The organism is Pedobacter hiemivivus, from assembly GCF_005144565.1.
GTDB lineage: Bacteria > Bacteroidota > Bacteroidia > Sphingobacteriales > Sphingobacteriaceae > Pedobacter > Pedobacter hiemivivus.
In genome coordinates this window covers 117,263-135,274 of sequence record NZ_SWDX01000009.1, presented here as the reverse complement: position 1 = coordinate 135,274, position 18,012 = coordinate 117,263, and the positions used below count along the sequence as shown (strand labels likewise).

22 protein-coding genes are annotated in these 18,012 nt (G+C 38.5%); 9 read left to right on the top strand and 13 right to left on the bottom strand.

Features of this window, described 5'->3' with window-relative positions; all coding sequences use genetic code 11:
- Positions 1 to 30 precede the first annotated feature (30 nt).
- Positions 31 to 1,107: an aminotransferase class V-fold PLP-dependent enzyme gene (locus tag FBD94_RS20505; RefSeq protein ID WP_136881585.1), complete on the bottom strand. Its 1,077-nt coding sequence runs from the start codon at positions 1,105 to 1,107 to the stop codon at positions 31 to 33.
- An 83-nt stretch (positions 1,108 to 1,190) separates the two neighbouring features.
- Between FBD94_RS20505 and FBD94_RS20500 the strand changes: the two genes are divergently transcribed.
- Both FBD94_RS20500 and FBD94_RS20495 read left to right on the top strand, forming a co-directional pair.
- A complete protein-coding gene (locus FBD94_RS20500; RefSeq protein ID WP_136881584.1) occupies positions 1,191 to 2,036 on the top strand; it encodes a class I SAM-dependent methyltransferase in 846 nt (281 codons plus the stop codon).
- A 75-nt stretch (positions 2,037 to 2,111) separates the two neighbouring features.
- Positions 2,112 to 2,420, top strand: coding sequence for a hypothetical protein (locus FBD94_RS20495; protein ID WP_131608327.1), 309 nt, complete (start codon positions 2,112 to 2,114; stop codon positions 2,418 to 2,420).
- A gap of 68 nt (positions 2,421 to 2,488) precedes the next feature.
- Here FBD94_RS20495 and FBD94_RS20490 read toward each other — a convergent pair whose 3' ends face one another.
- The gene (locus FBD94_RS20490) at positions 2,489 to 3,241 is read right to left on the bottom strand and encodes a LuxR C-terminal-related transcriptional regulator (protein WP_136881583.1); all 753 of its coding nucleotides are present in this window, start codon (positions 3,239 to 3,241) and stop codon (positions 2,489 to 2,491) included.
- A gap of 164 nt (positions 3,242 to 3,405) precedes the next feature.
- Between FBD94_RS20490 and FBD94_RS20485 the strand changes: the two genes are divergently transcribed.
- Positions 3,406 to 3,756 carry a hypothetical protein gene (locus FBD94_RS20485; protein WP_136881582.1) on the top strand — a complete coding sequence of 117 codons (351 nt, stop codon included), beginning with the start codon at positions 3,406 to 3,408 and terminating at the stop codon, positions 3,754 to 3,756.
- A 121-nt stretch (positions 3,757 to 3,877) separates the two neighbouring features.
- Here the strand turns inward: FBD94_RS20485 and FBD94_RS20480 are convergent, their stop codons facing one another.
- The 6 genes from FBD94_RS20480 to FBD94_RS20455 all read right to left on the bottom strand — a co-directional run bounded on the left by FBD94_RS20480 (position 3,878) and on the right by FBD94_RS20455 (position 7,850).
- Positions 3,878 to 4,444, bottom strand: coding sequence for a DUF4256 domain-containing protein (locus FBD94_RS20480; protein ID WP_136881581.1), 567 nt, complete (start codon positions 4,442 to 4,444; stop codon positions 3,878 to 3,880).
- A gap of 11 nt (positions 4,445 to 4,455) precedes the next feature.
- Positions 4,456 to 4,839, bottom strand: a complete 384-nt coding sequence (locus tag FBD94_RS20475; RefSeq protein WP_136881580.1) for a DoxX family protein — start codon at positions 4,837 to 4,839, stop codon at positions 4,456 to 4,458.
- Between the two features lie 6 nt (positions 4,840 to 4,845).
- Positions 4,846 to 5,313, bottom strand: a complete 468-nt coding sequence (locus tag FBD94_RS20470; protein WP_136881579.1) for an SRPBCC domain-containing protein — start codon at positions 5,311 to 5,313, stop codon at positions 4,846 to 4,848.
- A 6-nt stretch (positions 5,314 to 5,319) separates the two neighbouring features.
- On the bottom strand, positions 5,320 to 5,643 hold the full coding sequence (locus FBD94_RS20465) for an ArsR/SmtB family transcription factor (protein ID WP_131608332.1): 324 nt from the start codon (positions 5,641 to 5,643) through the stop codon (positions 5,320 to 5,322).
- An 85-nt stretch (positions 5,644 to 5,728) separates the two neighbouring features.
- Entirely contained in the window at positions 5,729 to 6,916 is a 1,188-nt protein-coding gene (gene punC, locus FBD94_RS20460; RefSeq protein ID WP_136881578.1) for a purine nucleoside transporter PunC, read from the bottom strand.
- Between the two features lie 49 nt (positions 6,917 to 6,965).
- Entirely contained in the window at positions 6,966 to 7,850 is an 885-nt protein-coding gene (locus tag FBD94_RS20455) for a LysR family transcriptional regulator (RefSeq protein WP_136881577.1), read from the bottom strand.
- Between the two features lie 96 nt (positions 7,851 to 7,946).
- On the opposite strand from FBD94_RS20455, the gene FBD94_RS20450 reads away from it, so the two are divergent.
- The 4 genes from FBD94_RS20450 (at position 7,947) to FBD94_RS20435 (ending at position 10,256) form a co-directional block, all read left to right on the top strand.
- Positions 7,947 to 8,669 carry a class I SAM-dependent methyltransferase gene (locus FBD94_RS20450; RefSeq protein ID WP_136881576.1) on the top strand — a complete coding sequence of 241 codons (723 nt, stop codon included), beginning with the start codon at positions 7,947 to 7,949 and terminating at the stop codon, positions 8,667 to 8,669.
- 75 nt (positions 8,670 to 8,744) lie between these two features.
- A complete protein-coding gene (locus FBD94_RS20445; protein WP_136881575.1) occupies positions 8,745 to 9,305 on the top strand; it encodes a Crp/Fnr family transcriptional regulator in 561 nt (186 codons plus the stop codon).
- A gap of 54 nt (positions 9,306 to 9,359) precedes the next feature.
- Complete coding sequence (locus FBD94_RS20440) at positions 9,360 to 9,704, top strand: hypothetical protein (protein WP_131608337.1); 345 nt, start codon at positions 9,360 to 9,362, stop codon at positions 9,702 to 9,704.
- A 6-nt stretch (positions 9,705 to 9,710) separates the two neighbouring features.
- A complete protein-coding gene (locus FBD94_RS20435) occupies positions 9,711 to 10,256 on the top strand; it encodes a GNAT family N-acetyltransferase (protein ID WP_136881574.1) in 546 nt (181 codons plus the stop codon).
- Here FBD94_RS20435 and FBD94_RS20430 read toward each other — a convergent pair.
- Both FBD94_RS20430 and FBD94_RS20425 read right to left on the bottom strand, forming a co-directional pair.
- The gene (locus FBD94_RS20430) at positions 10,243 to 10,977 is read right to left on the bottom strand and encodes a LytR/AlgR family response regulator transcription factor (protein ID WP_136881573.1); all 735 of its coding nucleotides are present in this window, start codon (positions 10,975 to 10,977) and stop codon (positions 10,243 to 10,245) included. The genes FBD94_RS20435 and FBD94_RS20430 overlap by 14 nt on opposite strands.
- Positions 10,974 to 12,038, bottom strand: a complete 1,065-nt coding sequence (locus FBD94_RS20425) for a sensor histidine kinase (protein ID WP_131608341.1) — start codon at positions 12,036 to 12,038, stop codon at positions 10,974 to 10,976. Before FBD94_RS20425 ends, FBD94_RS20430 begins: the two co-directional genes overlap by 4 nt.
- Before the next feature lie 203 nt (positions 12,039 to 12,241).
- Here FBD94_RS20425 and FBD94_RS20420 point away from each other — a divergent pair, with 203 nt between their 5' ends.
- Both FBD94_RS20420 and FBD94_RS20415 read left to right on the top strand, forming a co-directional pair.
- The gene (locus tag FBD94_RS20420; RefSeq protein ID WP_136881572.1) at positions 12,242 to 13,264 is read left to right on the top strand and encodes a hypothetical protein; all 1,023 of its coding nucleotides are present in this window, start codon (positions 12,242 to 12,244) and stop codon (positions 13,262 to 13,264) included.
- 21 nt (positions 13,265 to 13,285) lie between these two features.
- Positions 13,286 to 13,510, top strand: coding sequence for a hypothetical protein (locus FBD94_RS20415; RefSeq protein ID WP_131608343.1), 225 nt, complete (start codon positions 13,286 to 13,288; stop codon positions 13,508 to 13,510).
- Between the two features lie 20 nt (positions 13,511 to 13,530).
- Here the strand turns inward: FBD94_RS20415 and FBD94_RS20410 are convergent, their stop codons facing one another.
- The 3 genes from FBD94_RS20410 to FBD94_RS20400 are packed head-to-tail and all read right to left on the bottom strand — an operon-like array spanning position 13,531 to position 18,002.
- Positions 13,531 to 14,910: a PAS domain S-box protein gene (locus FBD94_RS20410; RefSeq protein ID WP_136881571.1), complete on the bottom strand. Its 1,380-nt coding sequence runs from the start codon at positions 14,908 to 14,910 to the stop codon at positions 13,531 to 13,533.
- Positions 14,891 to 17,464, bottom strand: coding sequence for a hypothetical protein (locus FBD94_RS20405; RefSeq protein WP_205945914.1), 2,574 nt, complete (start codon positions 17,462 to 17,464; stop codon positions 14,891 to 14,893). Before FBD94_RS20405 ends, FBD94_RS20410 begins: the two co-directional genes overlap by 20 nt.
- A gap of 19 nt (positions 17,465 to 17,483) precedes the next feature.
- Positions 17,484 to 18,002, bottom strand: coding sequence for a DUF4402 domain-containing protein (locus tag FBD94_RS20400; protein WP_165503565.1), 519 nt, complete (start codon positions 18,000 to 18,002; stop codon positions 17,484 to 17,486).
- Positions 18,003 to 18,012: the final 10 nt, after the last annotated feature.

Genomic DNA, 18,012 nt, shown 5'->3' with positions numbered 1-18,012 from the left:
GTACACGTTGCTTTCCACAACAAATAAGCACTAATTCTCGTCAATAACCTTCAATAGCAACGCTAGATCTTTTTCATTATTATAAAAATGAAAAGCTACCCTTAAGCCTTCGCTACGTGGTAAAGCCAATATTTTGGCATCATTTATTCTTTTTGTCAACTCGATATTCGTTGAAATGTTGAATATTGTTGAATGTGAAGTTCTTTCTGTTACCGATCTGGAAAGAAGCCCTCTATCCATAAAGGCATTTTTCGCAGTTTCAGCTAATGTGTGTAATCGTTTTTCAATAAAATCTAAGCCAAGCCCTTCTAAAAGCGATATAGATTGTTTCAGCGTGCCAAAGTTTAGTGTGTCTAAATGTCCCGGTTCAAAGCAAAGCGATAGTAATTTTCTGTCTTTTAAAAAAGGCTCCTTAGGTAAGGTATAATGCAATCGATCCTGATATAGATATTTATACACCTCTTCCTTAATGAGCACAAATCCATTACCGTAACCGGCAAGCATCCATTTGTAGCCACTGCTGATCAGCACATCTAATCCTGATTCTTGAAAATTAAAATTCTCTGTACCACAAAATTGAGTTCCATCAGCAACAATCAGCATATTCGGATATTCGGCTTTTAATCTTTTTACAAAATTAAGATCGATTTTAATCCCGCTAATGTATTGAACCAAGCTTATGGCCAATACAGATGGTTTAAAGACTTTTATTTTAGCTAATATATTTTGCTCAAGGTCTTCGTTTAGTTCGGCGTATTCACAACTAAACCCTCTACTTTCGACAGGATAATTTACAGAAGGATAATCACTATTGATCAGTAAAAACGTATGATCATTGGACAATCCATCTAAGAAAATATTAAATGCAATAGAAAAATTCTGCACAAGAAAGGTGTTTTCTACCTTACCTTTAAAAAACCGAGATACCTGCTGCCTTACATCCTGTAAAAAGTCAGCTTGCTGTAAGCGAAATTCACTTCCACGTCGCATAAAATCTTCATCATGAGCTCTCCTCCATTCTTGTATGGATTGTGATAAAATACCAGAACTGGCGGTATTGAGGTAGGTATAGCGCTCTAATACTGGGAATTGTGCTGAAATGTCCATATAGCAAATGTAAAAAACTTAAAACTCTTTTCGTTGTTTTTCATGGCGAAGTAAATACTTTCTTCCATTAAAAATCTAAGATCATGAATCAAGAACTCGAAATCATACGTGACCAGCAACAAGAGGTATGGAATAAATTTTCGGCAGGCTGGAAAAAATGGGATACGCTTACCATGGACTTTTTAAAGCCTGTAGGTGATGAAATGATCCGATTACTTAATCCTAAAGGTAATGATATGGTACTCGATATCGCTTCGGGTACTGGCGAACCAGGCTTAACTATTGCATCCATGCTCACAAATGGAAAAGTCACACTCACAGATCTTTCGGCCGACATGCTTGAGATAGCTCGTGAAAATGGAGCTGACAGAGGGATTAAAAACATTGAAACCATTGTTTGTGATGTTTGTGAACTGCCATTTGAAGACCATACATTTGATGTTATAAGTTGTCGATTTGGTTTCATGTTTTTCCCAGATATGCTACTTGCAATTAAGGAAATGGCCCGTGTACTGAAACCTGGGGGAAGAATCGCTACTGCTGTTTGGAATATCCCTGAGAAAAACTTCTGGGTAACGGCCTCCATGGGTGTAATCCGCAAAAATATGGATATACCTGTACCTCCTCCTGAGGCTCCGGGAATGTTTCGCTGTGCCGAAGCGGGCATGATGTCTGATTTATTCAAACAGGCAGGCTTAATAAATATTTCAGAAAAAGAGGTTGCAGGAAAAATGAATTGCGGAACCACGGATACTTACTGGAATCTGATGACTGATGTAGCTGCACCTGTTGTTGCAGCGCTTAGTAAAGCGGATCAGGCTACGAAGGACAAAATAAAAGCTGAAGTATATGAAACAATAAATCAAAAGTACGCTGATGGAGATGTTGTTATTGACTCTAGTGCTATTGTAATTTATGCCGAGAAATGACCTTCCAACTCGTATGCAAAATAAAAAACTAAAAACTGAACAAGGTGTTTGCAATGCGTACTAAATTAAAATACAATGGAAAAAGTAATGGTTTATTTCGACATGCCTGGTGTTTCAGGAGAACAGTATGATCAAGTCTGGAGAGACTTGCGTGAATCAGGCAATCCAACTCCAAAAGGATTGTTACATCATGCAGCTGCACCAACCCCAAATAGTTGGTTGGTTGTTGATGTTTGGGAATCTGAAGATGATTTTAAAGAGTTTGGCAAAACCTTAATGCCAATTCTCGAAAAGAATGGATTTCCAAAAGGTGATCCGGTAATATTGCCGCTTCACAACATGTATGTTAGTTCAGCACTACATGAATATGAATCAAAAATCTAGTTGAAAGCTTTTAACCCTGCATGTTTGGTAAATTAGAACATGTAGGGTTAAAACCTAAGTTGCTAAACCTAAATTACCCCTTGAAGGATACAGTTTTTTATCAGCTGGGCAGTATTTTTAGAATCGGATTTTATCAAAATATTATTGCGGTGTTTCTTTACCGTAAGGGGGCTGATAAATAGCTTTTCACCTATTTCCTCATTATTTAAGCCATTACTAACAAGCTTAATAATATCAATTTCCCTTTTAGAAAACTCCTTTAAATCCCGATCATCTGCCTCCAGGCTTAGATTCATAAATGAAGGTTCGCCATGAAGGCCAATAAGTGATACTTTGTAAGTATTAAAATTACTCAGGTGATCAATACGGGTATTGATATTTAATGATTTACCATAGCCCCCCTGATCATCCATAGTTAACATCAATGCCTGGTGATTGAAAAGTACATATTCTCCATTTTTTAAACGTCCTCTGTAGCAGTAACTAATTTTATACTTCAACAACTTATTTCGTTCAATTTTTTCCAGAAAAAATTTAGTCAGAAATGCCTCCGCTTTAATAACAAACTCCATATCCTCAGGATGTATAGCGCCCAATAAATCATTAAAGCTGGTCTTTCCAGGTTCAAAGTCATGCATATCGTAAAGTGATGGACTGATGTCAGAAATAGACATATCAAAAAAGTCTATCACATAAAAAGAAAAGGGCCCAGTACTTATAATTGAATTTGTCAGGTCACCAAAGGATATTTGATGCGGGGTATTTTCAACTGTTCTATTGGAAAGCCAAACATCATGCAGGCCTTGTATTGCAGGAGTCATAAGATGATTAATTAGATTTAACAAATTAATACATAATTTGTTAAATTGTAAATAAACACACACATAAATTCCAAAGCCGAATCCTAAAATTGTATCAATACTATGATTGGTGGTGACAAATCCGCTGAATCTGCTATATTAGCGCCACCAATCAGACCTCTAAAATGAAACATCCTTATAAAGCGCAGCTCCTACTGAACCTGAAAGCACATTACCAAGAACAATCATGGCGTACAATTACCTTTTTTGATGGCCGTAGGGATGAAATTCTGTTTGTTTTACCAATAAATGAGGATATCAAGAGCGTCTTTGACAACTTACTAGCAGTGCTAACCACTTTGCCGGAAATTGATCATCCTAGTGAACGAACGGTAATTAGCTTTAGCGATGAAAACGGTAATGGCTATTGCTCCAGACTGATCAATCCAAACACTCAGGATGAAATCAATCTGGCATTAATCGGCTATCGCCCGCAACGAAAAGTAAGACCTGAAGAACTTCAGGAGCTGTCCTAATTATTTTAGACAATAATATTGCAACACACCAAAAACCATACTGAGCAGTATTAAATAAACGAAAATAGCATACGCGAAAGATACGAAAATCGCTGTTATGAACCTTGGCTTATTTCATTATTTACACCCTTAAAGAGCCCCGGAAAGCCCTTGCTGCATAGTAAGATTCCGCACCATTGTGATACACAAACACTTTTCCGTAGCGATAATCTGCAAAAATGGCACCACCAAGTTTTCTAATGTCAGCAGGTGTTCTCAACCAACTTGAAGTCTTCGTGTCGAACTTCCCAAATTCCTGCAACGCTCTATATTGTTCTTCCGTTAAAAGTTCAATGCCCATGGCAGCGGCGGTATCTATAACGTTATTTGCTGGTTTATGCTCTTTCCTTGATTCCCAGGCTTCGCGGTCGTAACAAAGGCTTCTGCGACCTTTAGGGCTTTCTGCTGAACAATCATAAAAAATGTATTCGCTGGTATTTTCATCATAACCAACAACGTCTGGCTCACCGCCAGTTACTTCCATTTCATCCAACACCCATAATTTTTCAGGCTTAGCTTCGATCTTTGCCTGTACTTTAGCCCATTCCAAGTCTTTATGGCGATTCATGTTTTTATGAAAGCGCTCTTTCAATGTGTTGAGTAGTTCTTCACTTTGTTCTGCTGACAACACTTTACTATTGTTTTTCATATCGTTTATAATTATACGTTAACTGAAATGGTTTTTCTATCCTCTGGTCTAAAATACCAAGATACAACAGTCAAGACAAGTAATAATACCGGTCCAAAAAAATCTTTAGCACCACCTCCACTGGCCAGGTGAGAAAAAACGGCTCCCGACATCGCAAAAAAGAATCCCGCATACGCCCATTCCTTTAATAAAGGGAATTTAGGAATAAGCACTGCAATCACGCCTAAAATTTTCCAAATCGCTATCATCGTCATAAAATAAAGTGGGTAGCCTAACTGTGTAAATAGTGCTACTTCCTCTTTCATTTTTAATAACTGAACTATTCCAGTTGACACCATGCCTAACGAAAGCCAGAGTGTAGCAATCCAATAGATGATTTTGTTTCTCTTTGTCATAACGTGTTATTTTAATTTGTTTACAATTTCCTGCAATCTGTTATGTGCTATATTTATACCTTGTGCAAAAGGTAGTTTTAGCATTTGATCCCTGAGGGCAACTGATCTATATATCGTATGTATATTGAGTTTGCTAGTGTTCTCAGTAAGGCGTTCAAATTCCAGGAACTCGAGTTGAACGTCAAAAGGCGCATTCTCCATTTCAAATGTTCGTGTGATTTTCCGATTCGGAACAAACTCATGGATCACTCCATTGGCACGAAACGCTACATTTCCTTGTGCATCATTTGTTTCAAATTGCCAGCCACCGTGTTGCTTATTCTCAAGCTTCAGCACTTTAGTCCCCATCCATTGCTCAACAATATCTGGCTCCGCATACGCTTTAAAAAGCAACTCCAATGGCAAATCAAATTCTCTGGTAATCAATAAGTCTTGTCTACCTTCTTCTGCATTGATTTTTGTTTTCCTTTCCATATGATTCTATTTTTCAGATTTGTAATTTTTCATGATGGCTTCTAATTTATTAAATCGATCATCCCACATATTGCGGAATGGCTCAATAAAGTCGGCTACTTCTTTCATCTTTTTTGCATTAATTTCATAGTAAACCTCTCTCCCATTTTGCGCTTGATTCAACAATTCACACTCGGTAAGTATTTGCAAGTGCTTTGAAACGGTCGGTCTTGCGGTATCAAAATTTGAGGCTATAGCGCCTGCTGTCAAAGATTGTGTAGCTACCAACATCAGTATAGCCCTTCTTGTTGGATCTGCTATGGCTTGAAATACATCTCGTCTTAAATTCATTATGTAGCTATTTGACTACAAATATATGTGTAGCTATTTAACTACGCAAATATTTTTTAAAAAAAATGCGAGAACCATATGGATACTAGAGGCTTAACCTATATCCTAAATAAACAAAAGGAATTGTGCCGGCCATCACAATTGTAGTGATCAACAAAGCGTCTTTAGAAAACAACGAAACAATTGCACTTGCTAAAAAGCAAATCCCTAGCTGAATTGTGTTTTGCATAGCAGCTGCCTTTCCAGAATTATGTGGGAATGGTTTTAATGCGGCTGCTACAACTATAGGGTAACATGCTCCATTAACTAAAGCCATTAAACAAAAGGGTATCAATATTATAGTTAATGTAGGCGTAATTGAAATGGTAATTAAATAAAGTGATGCACAACTTATCGAGTATAAGATTAGCAATGTAGGAAGTAGTTTTTTCCCTTCTATTTTAGTTGACAGACTTCTGTATCCATATCCACCGATCAAAAATGCAATGGTTTGTGGGAAAAAACTAAATCCTATTTCACTTTCATTGTATCCAAGCTCTTTCAAAAAGAAAGGACAACCAGTAAGCCATGCAAAAAAGGCTGCTGAGCAGAGGGCATAGATCAATACATTTCCTACGTAACCTTTAGATCTTAACAGTGATAAATAAGTTCTTTCTTCCGTTGAATTAACCGGTTTAGCCGTATGGCTATCTCCTATTTTCTCCTCTTTTATGGTTAAGGTGTAGAGGATTAACAATATTGCAATTAAAGCCAGTGCTATAAATATAGATCTCCATCCAAAATAATTTAGCAAGGAAGCGCCCATTACCGGTGCTAATGCCGGAGATAGCGCCACTAAAGGCATAATTGAGGCGAATATCTTATTTGTTTCTTCTGATGGATATTTCTCGATAACTAAGGCTTGCCAGCATACAGCAGCTGCACAAACACCAATCGCTTGTACTAACCTTAACAGCAATAACACATTTACGCTTTCTGTAAAGAAAATACCTACTGAGGCTATCGTAAAAATGCTCAATCCTATTAGTACTGTTTTGGGTTTACCCGCTTTATCAGATATTGGACCCCATATCAATTGTGCAATGGCATATCCAGCTAAAAATAAACTCATTGTAGCACCTATACTGCTTTTAGTGGAGCCCAAATCCACACGCATTTTGTCAAATGCAGGTAGGTACATGTCGGTGGCTAGTAAACCTATAATGCTTAGTCCGACTAAGTAGATAAAAAATAGAAAACTGTTCTTTTTCTTTAAGATAATCTCGTTATTCATGGTGCTGCAAAGATAATATAAAAGAGAAAACCCGGTCTTTGCAATCAAATTACTCGCGGGTATTGCTGTAATTGTCAATAAACCATTTCAATGCAGGGTTTCTATTGGTATGCTTGTAAGCTACCACTACTTCGGTATTTACGGGGATATCTTTTAATTCGACAAAGGATACTTTTAAGTGCTCATACTGTCTTTTAAGGGATAATGGCAGTATCGATACACCAAGCCCCGCCTCTACTAACTGTAATATAGAATGTACATTATTAGCCTCATGTGTAATGTCAGGACTAAACTGCATGCGTTTGCAAATTTCAAGTAGCTTGTTGTTATAATGAGGTGCAAATTCTTTATTGAAAAATATAAATGGACTCTTTTTTAAAAAGTCGGCCAGTTCTTTATTGCTATTAAATTTTTGTTCTGAAAGCGGGATGACAACAATGAAAGGATCAAAAAATAAGGTCTTAACGATTAGCTTTTCGGAAAGAATCGGCGCCCTTAAAATACCTACATCTAACTTTCCTTGCTCTAATGCCGCTATCTGGGTGATCGTCGGCATTTCAAATAATCCAGTTTTTATATATGGAAATTCCTGGCGCATCGCTTTTAAAATCTCGGCCAGGTCAGATTGATAAACCGAACTGATGTAACCAATCTTTAATTCGCCGCTGGCACTTAAATGAATTTGACGAACTATACTTTTACTTTCTTCCAATTTGGCAAAAATCGCGTCAACCTCGCTTTTGAAATATTTTCCAGCGTCAGTTAAGGTAACCTGTTTGTTGTTGCGTGTAAATAATTGCACTTCTAATTCCTGTTCCAGCTCTTTAATTTGGCGACTTAAGGGCGGCTGTGAAATAAAGAGTTTTGTTGCAGCTTTTGTAAAATGTAATTCTTCTGCAACGGTTTTAAAATATAAAAGATGTCTAAGCTCCATATCTTTAATACCTATTAAGTATCGTCAGTTGATAAAATTGATATTTTTCAAATATGGTAAAAGCGGTTAGTTTTGACAAACGAAAAATGATAAAATATGAAAACAGAATATTCACAAAAGGCGACTAACGATGAGATTAAGTCGCGGTTCGATAATGATGTGGAACGCTTTTCAAATCTTGAATCCGGGCAACAAACCACCGTTGACGCCCCATTAACTATGGAATTATGCACTGAGGCCGCAAAATATATCACTCCACAGGCGAAAGAGTTGCTAGATATAGGTTGCGGCGCGGGTAATTACACTTTGAAAATGCTGAGCAAGATTCCCGAATTAAATTGTACGCTGAATGATTTGAGTATGCCAATGCTTAGCAAAGCTAAAGAAAGGGTGTCTGCAAACACCAAGGGTACGGTGACGACCATACATGACGATATGCGTAACCTTGATCTACCAAATAACCATTTTGATATTGTGTTGGCTGCTGCCACATTCCACCATTTACGTACCGATCAGGACTGGGAACTTGTTTTTACCAAGATATACAATGCACTTAAACCGGGTGGTAGTATTTGGATTTCTGACTTAATTACGCATGACTCAGCGCTGATTAATAAGCTATTTCAAGATAAATACAGGGCATATCTTGAAACGCTTGGTGGTCCGGAATATGCGCAAAAAGTATTTGATTATATTGACTATGAGGACACACCACGTTCTTTAGGCTACCAGCTTAATTTGTTAAGTAAAATAGGATTTAAGGATGTTGAAGTACTCCATAAAAACTCTTGTTTCGCCGCTTTTGGTGGCTTAAAGTAACAATTGGGTAGGAAACTGATTAAATTACTTACTTTTGAATGCTACATAACAGCATTCTGCAAGTCATTTCAAAGTATGAACATCAGTCAAATTTTAAACAAAATTTATCCGCTTCCTTCTGAGACAATAACCGAGATCACTAAATACATCAAGGAAGTTAAATTTGAAAAGGGACATATCCTATTAAGGGCTGACAAAATAGAGAGACATCTATATTTTATAAAAAAAGGTGTGGTAAGAGCTTTTGCCGCTCAGGAAGAAAATGACATCACATTTTGGTTTGGTGAAGAAGGTGAAACTGTCCTTTCCATGAAGAGTTATGTAGAGAATCAGAAATCGTACGAAAATATTGAACTTCTGGAAAATTGCGAACTGTACGAGTTAAACATTGACCACCTGCGGGAGCTTTTTAACAAGGACATACATATCGCCAATTGGGGTAGAAAATTAGCGGAGAAAGAGCTCTTAAAGCTTGAAAAGAGAGTTATCTTAAGAGAATTGCAATCTGCAAAAGAGCGTTATGATGAGTTGTTAAAAAGTACCCCTAGCCTTCTGCAACGCGTTCAACTGAAGTTTATCGCTTCTTATTTAGGAATTACGCCAGTAAGTTTAAGTCGTATCCGCAAAGAAAAATAATTATAGTAAATCATTTTTTTCTATTTTCGGCGCTTAGATACGATTACAAAACACATGAAACTTCTTTTTACCTGTCTTTATTACCTGGAAAATCCTGAGCAATCTATATTGGAGATCAAAAGAACAGATCTTGCTGAAGATGCTGATATCTCAGAAATATTCCGTTGGCTCATCCTGGATAAAAAATCAGCACAAATTCAGTCCTTGACTTTCCGTTCCATGGACTCTTCAGGTGAAGTGCAGGAACGTTTCTTTGAACAGGGTTACCTGAAATTCAATGAACAGAGTGCCACTTATATTGAAAAATTCAATTCGGCGCAACATCAGCTGGATAACCTTAGCCCAGCAAGCCTATCCACACAAATACAAGATATCGTAACAGCTTATCTCCTTTCTTAGAACCTGATGCTGAAACCGATATTCCTTGAAAACGACACCCTACTGATCCACCCCTTCCGTCCTGAAGATTTAGGAAGATTCGAGGACCTCAGCAGCGATATCTTTTCCATTCTGTCGGACGATCAAACCTTGAAGTTTATTCCAGGCAAGCGGCTGAACAGTTTACAGGAAGCGGAATTGTTTTTACAGACCATGGTTATGAATTATCATTCGGGTCACAATTACATTCACTTCATTACGCATAAACAACTAGACAAAGTAATTGGTATCATTGATCTGATCTCTCCGGAGGTAGCCAGGCAACATTATCAAATGGATCACTATCCTTTTTTTATTGAATTTTACTTGAGTGGCTTTGCTAGTGGCTGCTATATCATGACTGAAATCCTACCGCAATTGATTGACAACCTATCTGACCAAGGGATTTCTAAAATCGGAGCAGTAGTCAACCGAAAAAACATTGCAGCAAGGAAGGTGCTTGAAAAGGCTAACTTCAGGTACAAAGCCAAATTTGATATGCTTCAGGATCTATATGAAACTACAACCCCATGATATCTGGCGAGACTGCCCCGCCTGAATAGATGGCAAAGAATTCCTTTTTGTAAACCTCACCAATGGGAAGTTCATTTTCCCCCAGATAAATAGTATGGTGATCAAAAGACTCGATATAATTTTTATTTACTATGTAGGATTTACTTACCCGCAAAAACGTATCCCCTGGAATTTTTTGATGAAAGGTTTTTAAATTCATTGCAGTAATCAACTTCTGATTACTTGTATGGATTACTACATAATCTTTCAAACCTTCAACAAACCTGATATCAACAAATTTGATTCGGTGAAACCTTCTGTCAGATTTAATCAACAGAAAATCTGCAGTACTACCTTCAACGGTATTCTTTTCAGGACTATCCGATAACAATCCCTGATATGCCTCTGCCTTTCTTATGGCATTGCTTAGCCTCGATTTATCTATTGGTTTGAGCAGATAGTCAATAGCATCCAATTCATAGCTTTTTAAAGCATACTGCGGGTAAGCTGTCGTGAAGATGACCATTGTCGATCCTGGCAATTGCGTAGCAAACTCAAGTCCGGTTACCATCGGCATTTCAATATCCATAAAAATCAGATCGATCTGATTTAATCTCAAGAAGTCAAGCGCCATTCGGGCATTGGAAAAATCCCCCAATATTTCAGTATTGGATACCTCCTTTATCAAGGCCTTCATTTCGGCTCTGGCCAGGGGTTCGTCATCTACAATGATACAGTTCATAAGGGTAAAATTAAGGTAACGGTAAACTGGTTTTCTGTGGAATTCACAGTCAAAGAATAATTCTCTTGGTACAATAACTCAAGCCTACGTTTAATGTTCAACAGTCCTAACCCACTGTTTTTTTGATCTGATAAAATAAAATGAGGATCTTTTGAGTTCGTACAAGAGAAATGAAGCTGATTTCCAAAAAGTACTATTTTGATACCAATATGAGATTGATTGCCACTGATATCCACACTATGTTTGACCGCGTTTTCTACAAAAGTGGTAAATAAGTTAGGGGGCACAAAAATACCATTCAGTAATCCTGGTGTATCTGGGGTACTAACGTCAATAAGGAGATGATCTCTCCTAAGCATTTCAAGGTTAAGGAAGTTCGATAAAAAAGTGATTTCAGAGTTCAATAATGTTTGCTCTTCATTGTTCTCGTAAATCTGGTAACGTAGAAATTCAGACAGTTTCATAATCACAAGATTAGCTTTATCAGGATCGGTTCGTATCAGTGCTTTTATGCCGTTCAACATATTAAAGAGGAAGTGCGGATTGATCTGGTTTTTTAACTCATTGAGTTCCATCCTTAGGGTAATATTCTTCAACTCGGCAATTCGGTCATTATCTCTGGTCCAACGTTGAAATAATTTAATCATGGTGGTAATCAGAACAATCGACACCGTTATAAAAAAGCCCTCAAAAAAGCCCCTATAGTTAACAGCCTGCGGAATCTCACCTGAAATCAGATAGGCATGAAACAAAGCAGCCATGAAAGTCAGACTAAGGAATACCAAAAGCGAAAGAAGAACCAGATACAATAAATGTCTACCCCTAAAGAAGAAAACGGGAACCAAAAAGTACATATTGATATAGCATATTGTGATCAACACTCCGTAGACACAGAACAATCTATAATACTTTAAAGGTTCGGGATATCCAACCTGCCAATTGGAATAAGAGATTACAACCAGGCTTGCCACTAAAAATACAACATGACGTAAGATCCTGTACCGATCATCAATAATAAACTGCAGGAGATTTGTATTCTTCAGTTCAAGCTCTGGTTTCATTTCAATTTTTTATGGTTAGCAAAGATAGCACTATGCCAAAGCCTCATTAGCAAAATTATACCAAACAAACCCTTTATTATACCAAATTCAGGATATGTCAATTTTAGTATAATAACTAAGCGCTTTGGTATAAAAACAAAAATACGCATTCACATTATACATTTCTTTGCATTCAATTCACCATCAGAATCTTAATAGAACACATGAATAGGATAAAAAGTACAATGACGGTATTCGGCATGCTGATCATATCAGCAAAGTGCTTCTCTCAGGTTACAGATAGTATCCCGAAGAAGGCAGAAGATAGTTTGAGTATACGAAAACGAGTAGTTGCATTTGCTGCTGATAAGTTTGCCATAGCCCGGCCCTTAAATTTCGAGTTCAGTAATACTGCCCCGTATCATTACAAGTCAAAAAAGCAAGATAATATCTCCCCAGGCGGCGAAGTAACCAGCTTTCAGCAGGTGAAATTGAGCGCCAACATCAATTTGATTAAAAAAAAGACATGGCTTTTGAGTACTACTATGGGCTACAGATTCACTTCGGTGGCAACAGATGTTACTAAAACTGGCACAACAGATCAGATCACCATGGATAATGATTTTTATTACCTGTTTTCATCTCTGAACCTGAGCTATTTTTCCTCTTTATTCGGAAAGCGGGTAATTTATAACTCGAGTGTCGTGGTAGATGGCAGTGATAAACATTTCGAAAGGGTAAAAGGCTTGTTTGCCGGCGTAATGGTATTAAAAGCCAATCAAAAGACCAAGATGACAGCAGGATTCATGGTTAACATTGATCCGGGTGCAGTAACTCCATTCATCCCTATATTCTCTTATGAACATAAATTCAATAATGGCTTAATCGCTGATATTTTCCTCCCCCGAAGCATACAGCTAAGAAAGTTTGTTTTTAACAGCGGCAGAATTTCATTGGGCACTGAATTGGATGGAACCTCATTTTACCTATACAATTTAGACGGTACTTCTCAAAAATATGAATACAGGCAACTGGATATCAATTCAGGACTGACCTATGAACATGTAATTGCAAAACACTTTATGCTTACGGCAAAAAGTGGGGTAAAAGTTACACCTACGGGTAGGATATTTAAAAAAGAGGAGGCATTTCAGAAGCCTGTTTATCAAGTAACTCCTGATCCGGCATTTTACTTCAATATAGGCATCTCGTTTAATCCTTTTTCTTTACTGGGGAAGAAGAATTAGCGCATATCAAAACCAATAAGCATGGTAGCAATTTTCAAAACAAATGTCAAACACCCAGCAGCTGCAATGAACGTCATAACCGAGCTGTTGTTTAGATATCCAGCATTCAAGATCTCTATCGACCTGGAGGATGTAGACAAAATACTCAGAGTTGAAGGGAATTTTTTCCATGAAGAAGATATTATCTTTTCCCTTTTGAACAATGGTTATATCTGCATCCACCTCCCCCATGACATCAATAATTGATCAATTTAGAGGAAACGGCCTCATGATAAATGATGGTGTGTTTTTTTTATAATATCTTTCAATACCATATCCAGCTCTTCTGAGGATGCCTTCAAATGTGGGATCAGCTCTTTTACACTCATTAAATCGATATCATGCAAATTGATTAAAGAAACAAGTCCCAGTATTTTTGACAGGGGGCTTCGGATTTTATGAGACTGAATCCATGATATTTCCCGCAAACGCGAGTTTTGTTCTTCGATCGCCCTAATACGACTAACCCGTGCTGTGATATCCTGCATGGACCCTATCATTCTTATTGGCTGGCCCAACTGATCAAACAGGATAAAGGCCCTGTCCTGAACAAACTTATAGGATCCATCCGCACAACGGAACCTGTAATCAATTTTTATCCTCTGTTTTTTGTTCTTAATCAGAAAATCTACCTTTTTAATCACATCTTCCAGATCTTCTGGGTGAACATGGCTCCTCCACCACTCTTCGGTACTGGAAGTCTTTTTATGACCAAATATCCCTGCGATTCCACGATTCCAGATCATCTCTCCGGTAAGGATATTCCAGTCCCATATCGCATCACTCGTTGCCTTCGATACAATGTTAAAGCGTTCAATACTTTCCTCCATCGCCTGTTTGGCCCGCATCTCCGCTGTGCGGTCAATAATCATCACCAGCCGAGCACTTTTACCTTCAAACAAAACGTTGTTTCCTTCTACACATACGTAGATCATATCACCATTCTTTTTTATATGCCGTACGATACTTTTATCAAACAAACCGATGCTATCTTCCTTAGTAAGGATATCAAAAAGGCAGTCCATATCTTCCTCCGGCCGTACATCCAGAATTGTCATTTCCATAAATTCGGCCCTGTTATATCCATAATGCTGGATCGCTGCCTCGTTTATATTCAGAAACTGCAGGCTGTTCAGATCATACACCCATTGGGGTACAGGACTTAAGTTAAATAGCTCAATATATTTTTGCTTTTCCTTCTCCAGTTTAATTACTGAATTTCTTCTTTCTGTGATGTCTTTAAAATAAATAGATAACCCGGTTCCTGATGGATAGGCGGCAACTTCTATCCATATTTGATGTGGCGGAAAAAACTCCTCAAAATGCACGGCTATATTATTATCCATAGCCCGGTGGTATTCCGTATAAAATTTTAAAGGAATAGCGTCATGGTATACCTCCCATAAATTCTGGCCAATAATCTTGTGCCTGGGCATCAATAATAATTTTTCTGCTTCTTTGTTCCAATAGGTCACGGTCCACTCACTGTCCACCTCAAAAAAGGCATCGGTAAAACTCTCCAGGATATTGGCTATTCGCTTTTGATAATTTAGTAATTGTTGCTCAGAACTTAAATCGTTAAGTTTTTTATTTTGGTGCTCGCTCATAGGTAGTGGATTGCGTTATATTAAATAAGAGGTTATTGACCAGTGTACCATCTACACTACGTAAAATGGTAAAACCTATTGATCCGGGTGTAGCAATTAGATTCAACTTTTCCAATTGACCCTGATCAATTTTAGCGGAATATTTCCCCGGAAAAAAGCCCAGGTAAGAAAAATAACCATCTGCTTCCGAAACGGTTTGCGCGATTTTTACGAATCGCTCGTTGTAAAAATTAATTGTTACCCCACCCTGACCTTTGTCTTCTCCTTGTTCCTTTAAAATAACTCTGCCCGACGCTTCCCCATATACCACAACAGGAATGGCTATATTCTTCACATAGTTAGGGTCGATAACAACGTTGTAATTCTTTTTAGGAAGTTTCCACGCCAACCGATCAAATCCGGAGGAATCCAGCTCAAGATTATAATTTGTATAAGCTTCGAGGTCAGTAATGCGGATAGTGGTGTCGCGGATGGATTGTGATATGCGACCGCCATTTATCCTTATTTTCAAGCCCTGAACCCGCGGTTCAGTCTTGTCTTGCCGGTTATTACCATTCAGGTCCAGATAAGGAATTAACAATATCGCACCCTGGCCAATACTGGAATGGTTATTGAAATTCGTAAAGCCGGTTTTCCCGTCATGGATCAAACTGCCGCTTACAGCCTGAAGCAGTCTGACTTCGTCATTGCTCTTTCTTACAGATAGCCGGGTTAGTGCAAAGGAGAAATCATAACGCAAGCTGAGTTCAATATTGTTGACATCACTACTGAAATTCCGCTCATAAGATGCATTTATATAGCCGTTCTTGAATACCCGTTTTTCAATTTCTGTTTTTATAGCCATAAAACTTTTGTCAACATAATTAAATTGTGCCTGCTGTGTAATCAATAGTGTTTTTAGTCTGGTCGACAAAGAAAAATTACTGAACACATCAGCATTTGTTCCTTTCAGAAAATATGAGTAGGTACTTACACTTCCATTGTAGTTCCCCAAGGAAGCGGATAACATCCATTCAGCAGTCGTGTATTTTGTATTTGGGAGCAGGATCTGCTGAAATGTTAACCTTGTATAGGCTGAAAAACTACGGCCTCGAATTGGAAAGGAAAGGATTGCTTTTCTGTCTTCCTCAAAAGTATTGTTAATGGCCGTTTGCCCTTTTTTGTACCAGGTGCTGTTTAGTTCCAACTGTAAACCTGATGGCAGATTGTAACTTAATACAGCTTTAGATCGTACATTATGATCGTACTCTCCGGATGCCAGCAAATTGGGCAGCAGACGTACAGAAGTATTGATGAAAGGGATTTTAGTGCCTGAAGTTATAGAAGAAAGATACTCAATACCGCCGCCGACAGTCACATTTCGACTAATTCCGTAATTACTACTAAAACGGGCAAAACGGGTACGCTTTGTATCCTCCACCATGCCCGTGCTGGCAAAGTACTCAAATTCATTTTTCGGCAAAAAATTGAAAGGTATATTAATATTCTGTTCCGTTGAACGTTCCTCTCCATAGGGTCCATAAAAGCGCAATTTTATCACTGTATTTCCATATACAAGCGGTACATTAAAGGTATAAAAACCTGAGGCATCTGCTTTCACATAATTGATCAGGACTCCGTTAACATACAGTTCAACTGTCCAGTTTGGTTCTGTATTGTTACTTAAAGTATAGGTCCCGAACGAGCGCCTGTAAGTAGTAGCTGCGTTGGTCACCTGGATACCGATAATTGGCGCGTAAATAGAAGCGATAGATCGCCCCTGGATTTTCCCCGCAAGGAACTGTTTCGCAAAAGAACGGTTATTGTCTACATATCGCCATAAATAATATTGCTGGCGCGGATTTAATTTTTCATTGTTATGATAATTGAGCACAACATTCGTCTCGCCCCCGGCAAGCATCCCCCCAAGGCCAAGGCTAACCCTCGCGTCCTTTGGTGTATTCTTATTTCCAGCAGAAGTGATGACCGCGTAGTCAGCTGCTCCGAAGTAAAACAAAGGATAATTCCGTCCGATGATAGTATCTGCCTTAAATTCCCCCTTTAACCGGCTTAAATTATTACGCATTTGCTCCAGGCGTAGCTCACGAAGTACAGGTAGCTCCAGATCTGTACTGAGCACAACAGACAAATTGCGAAAATTGAAGGTACAATTCAATCCAAAGATTTCACCGAAGTAATCCGTCCGCAGGTATAGCTCAGTCGCTGTTCTAATCAGATCACCATCTTTAAGCGGATACACTTTATCACGGTAAATAATCTTGTTTTTGGCCAGATCGATAAAAAACTTAGCTTCCGGGTCAATGAATGTTCCGGACACCGAGTCCGGGTTGCCCGAGGTGATATTGAGCTTCAAAAAGGTAAAAATATTTATAACCGGAAGATAAGCGGTTTCACCTTTGATCAACGCCGGGATTTCAGCGGCGCCAACACGCTGTACTTTTAAAAAGATAGATAGTTCTTCATACTCAGGATCTATTTGTGCCTGGGAAATTTGCACATTAAACATACAAAGACCGGTCATTAAGATCATATTTGCCATAAAGCTCCGCATCATTCTTCTAGTCCGTTCCAGGTTAAGGTTGAATAAAAGTCACTGAAAAAGTGCCGCTATAATTGCCAGGCGGATTTGTTAGTGGATTGGTTAAGGTTAAGGTGCCGCCAATCCTGATCTGTGTACGGCCCGGAGAAGTTGCCGTAGCAATAAAAGGACTTCCCGGGTCGGCATTTCCGATGTGAAGATTAATACTTCCCCCATTGCTCCCAGAGAGGGTGACATCCGGTCCGTTTACAATAGTTATGAGCGTCCCCGGCTCTGCGTCAACCTCAAAAATCGCCGGGGAAAAGGAGAAACCCTGACTTGCCTGGATCACACTTCCTGTAGTTGATCGGGAACCATCGGGGTAAATGATCACTGTTCCGCCCGAGCTTCCCTGGTAAAAGGCACCAAAAATAAGTCCTTGTGCTGGGTTAATATAAACCACTACTGGCCGCGGTGGGTTCTCTGGAGCCAATGACAATGCTCTGTTTTTTAGTTGTGCACATACCGAAAATCCACTAAATAAGGCTGCTAGTAAACATATATATCTTTTCATCTTCTTCATT

Excerpts from the sequence above, each read along its gene's own strand:
- FBD94_RS20450 (WP_136881576.1), top strand. The coding sequence starts at position 7,947 with ATGAAAACAGAATATTCACAAAAGGCGACTAACGATGAGATTAAGTCG.
- FBD94_RS20430 (WP_136881573.1), bottom strand. The coding sequence starts at position 10,977 with ATGAACTGTATCATTGTAGATGACGAACCCCTGGCCAGAGCCGAAATG.
- FBD94_RS20465 (WP_131608332.1), bottom strand. The coding sequence starts at position 5,643 with ATGAATTTAAGACGAGATGTATTTCAAGCCATAGCAGATCCAACAAGA.
- FBD94_RS20470 (WP_136881579.1), bottom strand. The coding sequence starts at position 5,313 with ATGGAAAGGAAAACAAAAATCAATGCAGAAGAAGGTAGACAAGACTTA.
- FBD94_RS20420 (WP_136881572.1), top strand. The coding sequence starts at position 12,242 with ATGAATAGGATAAAAAGTACAATGACGGTATTCGGCATGCTGATCATA.
- FBD94_RS20480 (WP_136881581.1), bottom strand. The coding sequence starts at position 4,444 with ATGAAAAACAATAGTAAAGTGTTGTCAGCAGAACAAAGTGAAGAACTA.
- FBD94_RS20440 (WP_131608337.1), top strand. The coding sequence starts at position 9,360 with ATGAAACTTCTTTTTACCTGTCTTTATTACCTGGAAAATCCTGAGCAA.
- FBD94_RS20435 (WP_136881574.1), top strand. The coding sequence starts at position 9,711 with ATGCTGAAACCGATATTCCTTGAAAACGACACCCTACTGATCCACCCC.
- FBD94_RS20485 (WP_136881582.1), top strand. The coding sequence starts at position 3,406 with ATGAAACATCCTTATAAAGCGCAGCTCCTACTGAACCTGAAAGCACAT.
- FBD94_RS20415 (WP_131608343.1), top strand. The coding sequence starts at position 13,286 with ATGGTAGCAATTTTCAAAACAAATGTCAAACACCCAGCAGCTGCAATG.
- FBD94_RS20475 (WP_136881580.1), bottom strand. The coding sequence starts at position 4,839 with ATGACAAAGAGAAACAAAATCATCTATTGGATTGCTACACTCTGGCTT.
- FBD94_RS20425 (WP_131608341.1), bottom strand. The coding sequence starts at position 12,038 with ATGAAACCAGAGCTTGAACTGAAGAATACAAATCTCCTGCAGTTTATT.
- FBD94_RS20410 (WP_136881571.1), bottom strand. The coding sequence starts at position 14,910 with ATGAGCGAGCACCAAAATAAAAAACTTAACGATTTAAGTTCTGAGCAA.
- FBD94_RS20445 (WP_136881575.1), top strand. The coding sequence starts at position 8,745 with ATGAACATCAGTCAAATTTTAAACAAAATTTATCCGCTTCCTTCTGAG.
- FBD94_RS20500 (WP_136881584.1), top strand. The coding sequence starts at position 1,191 with ATGAATCAAGAACTCGAAATCATACGTGACCAGCAACAAGAGGTATGG.
- FBD94_RS20505 (WP_136881585.1), bottom strand. The coding sequence starts at position 1,107 with ATGGACATTTCAGCACAATTCCCAGTATTAGAGCGCTATACCTACCTC.
- FBD94_RS20490 (WP_136881583.1), bottom strand. The coding sequence starts at position 3,241 with ATGACTCCTGCAATACAAGGCCTGCATGATGTTTGGCTTTCCAATAGA.
- FBD94_RS20455 (WP_136881577.1), bottom strand. The coding sequence starts at position 7,850 with ATGGAGCTTAGACATCTTTTATATTTTAAAACCGTTGCAGAAGAATTA.
- punC (WP_136881578.1), bottom strand. The coding sequence starts at position 6,916 with ATGAATAACGAGATTATCTTAAAGAAAAAGAACAGTTTTCTATTTTTT.
- FBD94_RS20405 (WP_205945914.1), bottom strand. The coding sequence starts at position 17,464 with ATGATGCGGAGCTTTATGGCAAATATGATCTTAATGACCGGTCTTTGT.
- FBD94_RS20400 (WP_165503565.1), bottom strand. The coding sequence starts at position 18,002 with ATGAAAAGATATATATGTTTACTAGCAGCCTTATTTAGTGGATTTTCG.
- FBD94_RS20495 (WP_131608327.1), top strand. The coding sequence starts at position 2,112 with ATGGAAAAAGTAATGGTTTATTTCGACATGCCTGGTGTTTCAGGAGAA.